This is a genomic window from Sporobacter termitidis DSM 10068 (assembly GCF_900130065.1).
Classification (GTDB): domain Bacteria; phylum Bacillota; class Clostridia; order Oscillospirales; family Oscillospiraceae; genus Sporobacter; species Sporobacter termitidis.
In genome coordinates this window covers 213699-223036 of record NZ_FQXV01000008.1, presented here as the reverse complement: position 1 = coordinate 223036, position 9338 = coordinate 213699, and the positions used below count along the sequence as shown (strand labels likewise).

At 57.6% G+C, this 9338-nt stretch carries 12 protein-coding genes; all 12 read right to left on the bottom strand.

Translation table 11 applies throughout. The features are described 5' to 3' along the window. A partial coding sequence (locus tag BUB60_RS12620; protein WP_143162347.1) for a hypothetical protein occupies window positions 1-539 on the bottom strand: 539 nt, incomplete at its 3' end. A gap of 12 nt (window positions 540-551) precedes the next feature. After that, a complete protein-coding gene (locus tag BUB60_RS12615) occupies window positions 552-1724 on the bottom strand; it encodes a hypothetical protein (protein ID WP_073079594.1) in 1173 nt (390 codons plus the stop codon). Then, the gene (locus tag BUB60_RS12610) at window positions 1725-1994 is read right to left on the bottom strand and encodes a hypothetical protein (protein ID WP_073079592.1); all 270 of its coding nucleotides are present in this window, start codon (window positions 1992-1994) and stop codon (window positions 1725-1727) included. It abuts the gene before it with no gap. Between the two features lie 108 nt (window positions 1995-2102). Continuing rightward, window positions 2103-2747, bottom strand: a complete 645-nt coding sequence (locus BUB60_RS12605; protein ID WP_073079590.1) for a CHAP domain-containing protein — start codon at window positions 2745-2747, stop codon at window positions 2103-2105. Next, the gene (locus BUB60_RS12600; protein ID WP_073079588.1) at window positions 2693-3124 is read right to left on the bottom strand and encodes a hypothetical protein; all 432 of its coding nucleotides are present in this window, start codon (window positions 3122-3124) and stop codon (window positions 2693-2695) included. The genes BUB60_RS12605 and BUB60_RS12600 overlap by 55 nt, the downstream gene beginning before the upstream one ends. Window positions 3125-3140: 16 nt before the next feature. Beyond that, on the bottom strand, window positions 3141-3317 hold the full coding sequence (locus BUB60_RS20185) for a hypothetical protein (protein WP_159435413.1): 177 nt from the start codon (window positions 3315-3317) through the stop codon (window positions 3141-3143). A gap of 22 nt (window positions 3318-3339) precedes the next feature. Continuing rightward, the gene (locus BUB60_RS12595) at window positions 3340-3657 is read right to left on the bottom strand and encodes a hypothetical protein (protein WP_073079586.1); all 318 of its coding nucleotides are present in this window, start codon (window positions 3655-3657) and stop codon (window positions 3340-3342) included. Next, window positions 3657-4871 (bottom strand): glycine-rich domain-containing protein, encoded by a 1215-nt coding sequence (locus tag BUB60_RS12590; protein WP_073079583.1) that lies wholly within the window; start codon window positions 4869-4871, stop codon window positions 3657-3659. The genes BUB60_RS12595 and BUB60_RS12590 overlap by 1 nt, the downstream gene beginning before the upstream one ends. A gap of 10 nt (window positions 4872-4881) precedes the next feature. Beyond that, window positions 4882-6720, bottom strand: a complete 1839-nt coding sequence (locus tag BUB60_RS12585; RefSeq protein WP_073079580.1) for a hypothetical protein — start codon at window positions 6718-6720, stop codon at window positions 4882-4884. After that, the gene (locus BUB60_RS12580) at window positions 6720-7148 is read right to left on the bottom strand and encodes a hypothetical protein (protein WP_073079578.1); all 429 of its coding nucleotides are present in this window, start codon (window positions 7146-7148) and stop codon (window positions 6720-6722) included. The genes BUB60_RS12585 and BUB60_RS12580 overlap by 1 nt, the downstream gene beginning before the upstream one ends. Window positions 7149-7202: 54 nt before the next feature. After that, window positions 7203-8267 (bottom strand): chitobiase/beta-hexosaminidase C-terminal domain-containing protein, encoded by a 1065-nt coding sequence (locus tag BUB60_RS12575; protein ID WP_073079576.1) that lies wholly within the window; start codon window positions 8265-8267, stop codon window positions 7203-7205. A 91-nt stretch (window positions 8268-8358) separates the two neighbouring features. Continuing rightward, a complete protein-coding gene (locus BUB60_RS12570) occupies window positions 8359-9228 on the bottom strand; it encodes a hypothetical protein (RefSeq protein WP_073079574.1) in 870 nt (289 codons plus the stop codon). Window positions 9229-9338: the final 110 nt, after the last annotated feature.

Below are 9338 nucleotides of genomic sequence, written 5' to 3'. Positions count from 1 at the left end.
GTCTTGACGGCCTGCTGCAATTCCCGCGCCTGACGCTCCGACTCCGTGAGCTTCGCCGGCTGTGCCATGTAAACATCCTCAACGTGCTTCTGCGATGCCTGCAAATCCCGCCGCCGCCCAATAAGCGCGGCCACCTGCGGAGAATCCAGGCCGTATACATCCGCCGCCCGCGTCGCCTGTTCGTTCAGCGTTTGCAGATTTTCCGCCGTCGCCGCTGTGAACGGGACACCCAGCAGGGCCGCCTGCATTTTGGCGGCCTGTGTCGGGTCTTGCATGACGTTTTGATAATTCCTTTGTTTCGCTGAATTGCTCAAGTTTTGCGCTATGCGCGCTCCTGTTGCTCCTGCCTCAACAATTCCCGGTGTCGGAATCGGGGCATATTGCCTGATAACGTCCTGGTCATTATTACTAAGTGCGCTTTGCAATATCTGCAATTCAGACATTTTGGGTGCGCTTTTTACCGGCTGAAAGCTGGCGGTTTTACTTGTTTGTGCCTTGTTCTTTGACAAAGCCGCTTGGAGGTCAGACAATTTGCTCATATAATTCTCCAATCACGGGAGGTTTTTTCCTGTAATCGCCGACATGATGCTGGGCGGCGCTTGCTGTATCCTTCTGAACTTAATAACGCCGTTCTCGGTATACATGGCGACCTTTCCTTGCTCAACGAGCTTGGTGAGAGCAGCATACGAAATTGGGCCGTAACCAAGCGCGTTCACGCTGGACATATCGATATTGGTCCATTCATCGCCGCCATCGCCACCCCCACCGCCTCCGCCGGAGCCGCCGCCTCCGCCGCTTGTTGACGTCCTCGTTGTCGTCCTTGTCGCCGCCGCCTGCGCCGCTGTTGCCGCCGTGTTGGCAGCCGTGATCTGCGCGGGCGACCAGCCATACGCCGCCATGCCGTCAAAGAGGCCCGTTGCCTGTGCCGCCGTCAACGCGCGGGTGTAATCCGTGTCGTTCTGGCTGGCGGCAAGCTGCTGTTGCTGCAGCCCGTATGTCGCGTCAAATTGTGCCTGCTGGCGCTTTGCTTCTGTGTCGGTGAGCATCTTCTGATAGAGCGCGTTCGCCACCTGATACTTGCCGTCAGCGATGGCCGCCGCGATATCGTTTTTATACTGCGTTTGAAGCTGGGAAATCTGCAGGTCAGCGGCGGCGGTATCCTTTGCCTGCTGCTTATCCAATGCGCTCATGTTTGCTTGCAAGGTGTTGTTCATGGCAAGCGCGGCCTGACTCCCCGCGCCGCTGTTGATGCCGCTGGCCGCCGCCTGTTCGTTGAAATTCGCCTGATTGACCGCCGCGTTGGCCGATGTGGTATTCCGGGCGTCGTAATATGTACCGGCGATGGCGTTTCTCGCGGCCTGGGCCGCGGAAAGATTCTGTTGATACGCGGAATTCAGCGCGGCGACTCTCGCGTCAATCTGCGGCTGATAAATGCCGTTTATCGTGTCTTCGTCAGACTGACGCGCGTTGGGCGGCGCGTACCCCGGTACAAGTTCCTCGATATTACGCCCGCTGCCGAGCGCCCGGCCCTGACCGCCGCTCATATGATAGATCACGCCGTTGTCGCCCTGGACGTAAGTGCCCTCTCCGACACGGTTTGTCAGCCCAATGTCCGTATAGGTTTGGCCGTTCACGGCATAGCCTGTTTGAATCCCCCCCGATGGATTTGTCGGGTCATAGATTTTAACAGGCACCGCCGCCGCAACCAGTGCTGCATCTGCCATTTAGTTCGCCCCCTTGTCGCGCCAGTCCTCAATGACTGAAATACGCGTTTCGTGGCTTGTCAGGGTTTTCTCCTGTTCTCGGCTGCGGTCCCACAGCTTTTCGTGACTGTCGGAATTTCCCTTGACAAGCTCGCCAAGATTCTTTTGCAGGACGGCCACAGCCGCCGTCAATGTTGTGATATTTGTGTTCAGCTTTAAGAGCGGCGTCGTGACCGCGAGGATCAGCCCGACCATCGTTATAAGGACGCCGACGACTCCCCACTCCGTCATTATCGCTCCTCCTTTACGTCGCAGTCATTTTCCGGAATAAAGCCTTCAGATTATCAGTTGCGGCCGGCACTGTCCCTGTCAGCACATCGTACCAATAATCAGGAGCGCTCAGTCCAAACTTTTTCGCCGCGGCCTCGACGCCGCTTTGACCTCCTCGTCCACAGGCGCCGCGTCGGGTATATAAGCCGGATTCCCATATCCAAAGATCAGCGCTGACGTCAGCGCGTAGCTTTTCTTCGCCACACCGCCGCCGTTGTCGGCGAGAAGGTCCTTGCCGTCCTTGTCCTTGGTGGTGCCGGTGTTGCCCTCAACGGTGTAAATATGCGTACCGTCCACGCCGGTAACAATGCCGACATGGGCCGCCGTCAAGCCGTCATACGTAAAGTAGACGATATCGCCGATCTGCGGCACGTAGCTTGACGGCTTATGCCAGCGGCCCGCCCGCTGGAACCAGGCGATACCGACGGCGCAGGAGGCGTGTTTCGGGATGATATCGGCTGTGACTCCTGCCCTGTCCGCGCAGTAAGACACAAATTCCGCACACCACGGCTGGCCGTTCATGCCGTACCACTGGCCGAAAATCGTATAGTTGCCCCTGCCCGCGTTGGCGGTGAAGCTGTCAAGCTGTGCGTTCGTCGCTTTTTCCAGATAACCGACGTAGGATGCGGCGATCTCGGCGAGCTTGTTTGCCTGGGCGCTCACGCCGTCGCCCCCGTTGCTGCCGGTGCCGGCGTCACGGCGGGGAGCGTACATTTCGCCGCCAGCGTCGCCGCCTCAATCTTGCTGTTAAGCCACGCCTCCACGTCGCCGACGATCTCCGGCAGTGCCTTTAAAGCCTCCACGCCCATAATCTCCTGGGCTTTCAGCTTCGCCATTTCAAGCGCTTTTACGGCGGTGTCCTTGTCCCAGGTGCCGGCCTTTTTCATTTCGCTGACAAAGGTTTGCATAACCTCGGAAACTGCCGTCACCACGGCGTCGTTCGCCATTTCAAAATACTTGTCCAGCTTGGCGTTGTTGGTTTTGGTTTTTATGTAGCTCGTCAGCGCCGTAATCGCCGTTGCCAGAAACGGGATGATAACCGTCGTCAAAAGCGCCGGTATGGCGATGTTGAGGATTTCAGAAATATTCATGCGCGCCGTCCTTTCATTACTCCGTGACGATACAGTCGCCGTAGTTATCCGTTGTCAAAATAACGTCAACCCCTGCTTTGTACCGAGAATAGATCGACGTATTGATAAACCAGGCGCGGTATCTATCCTGTGCTGCCGTTAAACCCTGCGTCACATAGACAATTTCAATATTGTTTGCAATGTAAGGTGTCATGCTTATTCCCTCCATGCGGTACCTATACTCCTGTTCCTAAAGTTGGGACTACATTAATAAAGAAGTCCGAAATTGCATTGTCTATCATGTCAACGTGATTCTGCACGCTGGTAATTTGTTCTTCTATTGTTGGCACAGACGGCGTCGGCTCCGGTGGTACAGGCGCGGCGAATGTTTCCGCCTCCACGTCATACGTCCAGTTTTGCATTACTTCGTCCGGCGCTTCGATACACTGTGCGGCAAACTCCGCGCCGTACCAAAACGCCACGCTTGGAATTGTCGCCGCCGGCGGTATAATCTCCCGGACTGTTCCGTCAACAATTCTGACCGTTTTACTCATTATGGCACCACCTTTCTCGCATAAATGCGAACTTGGCCATCCGCGCCGGCCCCTGAAATGGCGGTTACTGTGTAGGTCGCGTCGCTGACAGTATATGAGTTCCCGCACGCCCCCCCGCCGCTGCCGGGACTTGTTGCATTATGCCCGGTCAATGTGCTGTTGCTGGTTATCGTGTTTGCATACTGCCCCTCCCCTGCACCGCCGCCGTTTCCGTCAGTCAAAGTTTCAACGCTCTGCAAATGTAGTGAAGAGCCTGACATATATACCGCACCGCCAGCGGATAATAATCGCTCTGCCGGATCAAATGGGTTGAGAAGTTCCGCTTGGGTGTTTTTATTTAAGCCGAATTTCCAATACGCGTTGCTGCTAATATATAAGTTCCATACGGGAAGCTTGCCATAAGCGGGGGCCGGCAAGTTTGATGCCCAAATAACGGAATAGCCGCCCGCGCTATCTGCCGATTGCCCGCCAATCGGAGGTCCTACTATATCATCATTAGCTTGCACCGTCGTTAACGCCTGGCCGCCAGTTCCACCGCTGGTAGATATCCCGTTAAATGATGAGCTACCGCCAGCGGAGCCGCTAGTTACTGTTGGGGTAGCATTTGCTGTTGCCGCATGTGTCGCCGTCACCGGCGCGCCGCCAACGCCTACAACCACCGCATATGTGCTGCCTGGGGTAGCGATTAATGAAACACATTTTCTCACGCCAGAGGCCGCGCCGGACGCATACACAATACCCGTGCCGGTTGCCTTAATGGCAACTGCCCCGCCACTGCCGCCCGCGCCGTCCACAAGCGCCCACAGCGGGTAAGGCGTGCCGTCTCCGTTGACGTCCGGCGCGGTGAATGTGTATGTCCCAGCCGTGGTATAGGATTGGATTAACTGAACCGGGCCGAGGGGATTTAAATTTATCAGATCGTAAAAAGATTTCCAGCCATAGTCATAGTCTGAGCCTGAATTTTTCACCATGAATTGGTCAGTTGTCCCCCCCGCCGGCATATTCCCGGATTGAAGCTCCGCCGCCGCGACGGCATCAGTGATATCCGAACTGACGTCAGGCAACAGGGTGTCATTGATATACCCTTTGATCGTGTTTCCCGCCTGATCGAATTTTGCTTTAAGCTGGGCGGCGGTCAGGCCGCTTGTGTCGTTCGGGGTGTCGGCCAGGGCCTGAATGATATTCAGGTCGTCATTTAATGGTGTGAGTGACATATTGCGCCTCCTATTTCACGTCGCCGCCGTAGCGCAGCTTGATATCCGCGCCCAATATCGTCGCCGTGCTCCAATCGGTATTTGTTTCAAAAACAAGCTGGTAATAGGTGAATTTCTTGGCCTTGATTTTCAGCCGTGATGTCTGCGGCTTGGTATTCGTGCCAAAGCCCCAATGCGCAAAATTCGCGCGGGCAAACGTGGGGAAACTGTACGATATGGGCTTGACGGCAAACACGGACTTGCGGTTTGTCATGAGCGTCACATAGACGTTTGCCAACGGCTCCGGCTTTAAGGACACGAAGATCATGCCGGAGTATTTGCGCAGATAATCCCGCCCGAACGCCATAGAGCCGGATTGCCAGTAGGCGTCTATCTCCGCGCCGTCGTCGTTGTAATAATCGCGGGAAAACGTGACGATATCGCCGGTCGGGGTGCAGCCGTAAAGCCTGCCGCCAATGGCAAGGAGCGCGGTAAAGGCAAAATTCGTATACCTGCACCACGCGTCGACAGCGTAATTGTGGACAAGCGCCGTGGTGCCCTGAATGATGTAATATTCCTGCCGCTCGTTGTCGTCGTAAGTGACCGCCGACGACAGGTCCATTGTCGACAGCGAATTTTTAACCCGGTCGCTGATACGCTTGGCCTGCCGCTCGTCCACCGTGAGATTTGATGAATAACTGGCGTTGTTTTTCCACTCGTAGACCGCCGAGTTAAACAGCGTGCGCGGGTTGTTTTCGACAAGCTGAATCTGGCCGCAGGCCATGTTGCCGATGCTTCTGTTGGTCGGATTGATGTAAAACGCCGCCGTCAAGGCTCCTGTGGATAATGTGATCTGGCCGTAGTTGACGACATAGGCGCTGTCGGTTTTGAAGACGGCCAGGCTGGAATAGTGGCGTATCATCCCGGTAATCGGCGTATTGGCCGCGCCGACGTTCATTTCGTTCATGTCCGGGAAGTAATCGGCGCGGACAACGCCGGTATCGTCCAGGCCGGAATAATAGGACCTGTTCGTGCCGTCGCCGTAAATAAATACGCGGGTGTCCTGCGCGCCGTTGTAGATTTCCGCGTACTTCATCGCCTTGATCTGGCTGCTGAAATTCGTCGGGAACGTGTAGCCTATTTCGATGGTGTTCGTCCCGGTCGCCGGCGCTGTTCCGAACGTCACCGCGCCATTTGTCAGGTCAACGGTGTAGTCCGTCGTCGGAACATAGATGTTGCCGGTGACGAGGTTTTTCACGTAGTCGATGCTTGCCAGCGCTTTTTCCGGGAGTTGAAACGTCTTTGCGCTGGCGTTCGGCGAGAATCGCACACGCCGCAGGCCGTTAAGCTTGTTGACCGATTCAAGCAGCGTGCCGCCGCCCGCCGGGGCCGTCGAAACCGCTGTAAGCGGCCTGTAGCCTATCGGCACGGCAAACCCGCCGTCTGGCGGCATGGTGCCGTCCCATTCCAGATATTCATGACCGTTCAGCATGTACAGCTTTTCCCCGAAGCCGAAAAAGGTTGTCGGCGCGTCCGTCACCGTGACGCCGCTGTGCAGAATCGACGCCGCCGTGTTGTCCTCAAGGTCGTAGCTGTAGATATCCCCGCCGGCGGCAAAAACGGTGTATTCCGTCCCTGCAACGTTCCCGTGCCAGATGCCGCGTATCGGCCCCGTCCAGGCTTTGGATTCATGAATCGTCTGATAGCCGGGGCGCTTCTGCAAATTGCCGTCGCGGGTGATTCTAAAGTTGCGCATTTCGCCGGCCTCGCCGACCTTCAGGAGCGTATCGCCATCCGGGCTTTCGTTCAGGCCCAGCCACTTGCCGATGCTCAAAACGCTCTCACCCGTCACTGTGCTGATCCGTGCCATCAGTCATCACCGCTTCCGCGCTCAATGCCGCCGTAGACATTGTCGATGGCCTCCGCGGCGGACGGGAGCGCGCCGGCCTGCGTTGCGATCAGCTCCTGATACCGCTGGAGATATAGATTCGCCGTCGACGGGTCTTCTGCAATGAGCAGATGATACGCCAGGCCGTACGGCAGGATGGTGCGCGCCAGATAATCATCAAGGCCCAGGTCGCCGTCATACCCCGTGACCTCCGTGCAGACCGGCCGCGTGCCCGCCGTCGCCGTATAGGTGTCGCTGTAGCGATAGAGCTCATTTTGGAGCATATTGATAATGAAAAGGGCGCGGTTTTTATATTCGAGCGTATCCTCGTTATTGGTATCGCCGCTTTCGTCGATCGCATCCATCAGCGCCATCGCTTTATCAAATACATTCTGTGCCGTCGTTGACACGGCCTTCCCTCCTTCAGGCCGGGGACAGGCGGACCCATCCCCGGCCGGGTACTGTCAGACTGTGCGGGTGAACTCGGCAATCGGGCTGCTGACATAGCCCGCCCCAGAGCCATATACCCTGAGTGTCTGCCCCACGGAGAGGGCGACGGCAGAGGCGTATGTCGCTGCGGTCTCCGAGGTCTTCGGATTCGTGCCGTCCGTCGTGTACCTGATCGCCGTCGCGCCGGCGCAGGCAACGGTGACGGATGCGGTACCGCTCACCACCGGCATGTCGAGCATGCTGGCGCTGTTGCCGTAGACGTAGATACCGTTGACCTTCGCGTCCAGCACGAAGCTGTCGTGATAAAAGCGGCATTCGCCGACGTCGCCGTCAATGCCCAGCGGGTTTTTCTGAACGCGCAGGACCTTCAGCTTTAAGGGGTCTACCGTCGCATCGACGTATTTGATGATGAAATACACCCCGGCCGGGAAGTAGCTGTCGGGGACAGTGATGACGTCCATGCCGTCGATCGTGCCAACTTTTCCGTTGGCAATCGACGCCTGGCCCAGATTCGGAATCCCGACAAGCTCCGTGGACAGCTTGCAGTTGATGTATGCCGTCTCGCTGATGAGCAGGACGCGGTTTTTCTTCGGCACAAGCCGGTTCGAGAGCACGGCGGACGCCGTCATGATCGCGGTCATGGCCGTCGAGTTCGTCAGCGCCGAACCGGCCTTGCCGCAGCCCGCGCCGTTTGCCCAGATGCCCAGGCGATACATGTCGATGGCGGGGGTGCAGACCTCGTCCCAGTTGGACTTGAGCTGCTCGTTGCACTGCTTGATGTTGAGCTGATCGGCCTTGTTCCCGCTGTCGATGGAAAAGGTGAAGGACTTGTCCTGCGTCATCTGCAGCGTCTGCGTCGTGTCCCCCAGCTCGGCGATGGTGCCAAAGCGGGAGCCTCCGGAAAACGGGTTGAGCGTACGGTCATAGTTGTTCAGGACTGCCTTGTTGACGGAATAGACGACGATGGATTTCGAGCCGTCGAGGGTATATTTTTTGCCGGCATAGTTGTCGGTAAAGGACTGCTGCTTGAAGCGTTCCGCAATCAGCGGGGAGTACGTGGTCGTGAGATTTACTGCCATAAAAATTTGAACTCCTTTCAGTTGTCAGTGTGAAGAGTGGCGGGTGGAGAGTGGCGTTAACTTCACCTTCCACACTCCAAACTCCACCCTGTCATGAATACCAGTCCGCGGTGATCGGGTCGCGCTGGAGGGCGGCGCCGGTGCTCTGGCGCGAGCCCGCGGTCTTTTCCCTGTTCTCAGTGTTTTTTGCCGCCGCCCTTTTCTCGGCCCGGAGCTTATTGAGCTCCCAGCTCTGGTACGCGGTGAGGAGCGGCTTTCCGTCCGCAACCGCCTGCCAGACCTCCCGGGGGATAGCTTCCGGGTCAATGTCGCGGTACTCGGCGAGAAATTCACGGATATCGGTGTGCCGCTTCTCGGCGGCCGCCTCCTCCGGCGTTTTCGGGCGTGCTGCCGGTGAGAGCCCCGCCGCCCGCTGCGCCCGGATACGCTCCGCCGCGGCGGCGACAGGGATGCCCTCGCTTCTGGCCAGAAGCTCGACGCGGGCGGCGTCGGCCAGCTGTTCGACCGTCATCCCTTGCGTTGCCGCCAGGTCGTTCAATAACGCAAGCGTCTCCGTCTGTGCCGCGGCTTCCGCCGTGAGCGTACTGTTTTTTGCCGTTAAGTCATCATTTTTCTGCCGCTGCCGGTCATAGTCGAGGCCCTTTTGCGCCAGGGCGATCATCTCGTCCCGCCCGACGGTTCTGACTTCGCCGAGATGCTTCAGCGTAAAGCTCTGGTCGGCCTCCCGCCCGTCTCCCGGCATATCCCCGTCCCCGTCGGTTTCCAGAGACGACGCATCCTCCGGCCAGGCCGACTCTTCGTCACCGCCATCCGGCGCGCCGCCGGTTTCCGCCTCGTCCGCTGCCGGCGTATCCGGCCCGCGGCCGTCCACGGGAGCATTGCCCCAATCGGCGCCGATGCCGTCCGGGCCCTGTGCCTCAGGCTCCGCCTGACTTGTCATTGTGCTGATGCTGTCTTCCATAGCTTGTCCCTCTCTCGCCTGTGGTGGGGCGATTTATTTGCACGGGGCTGGTCTGTCCCGGGCAGTGTAATTTTATATATTGAACTAACATTCAATATATTTTAGCCGCG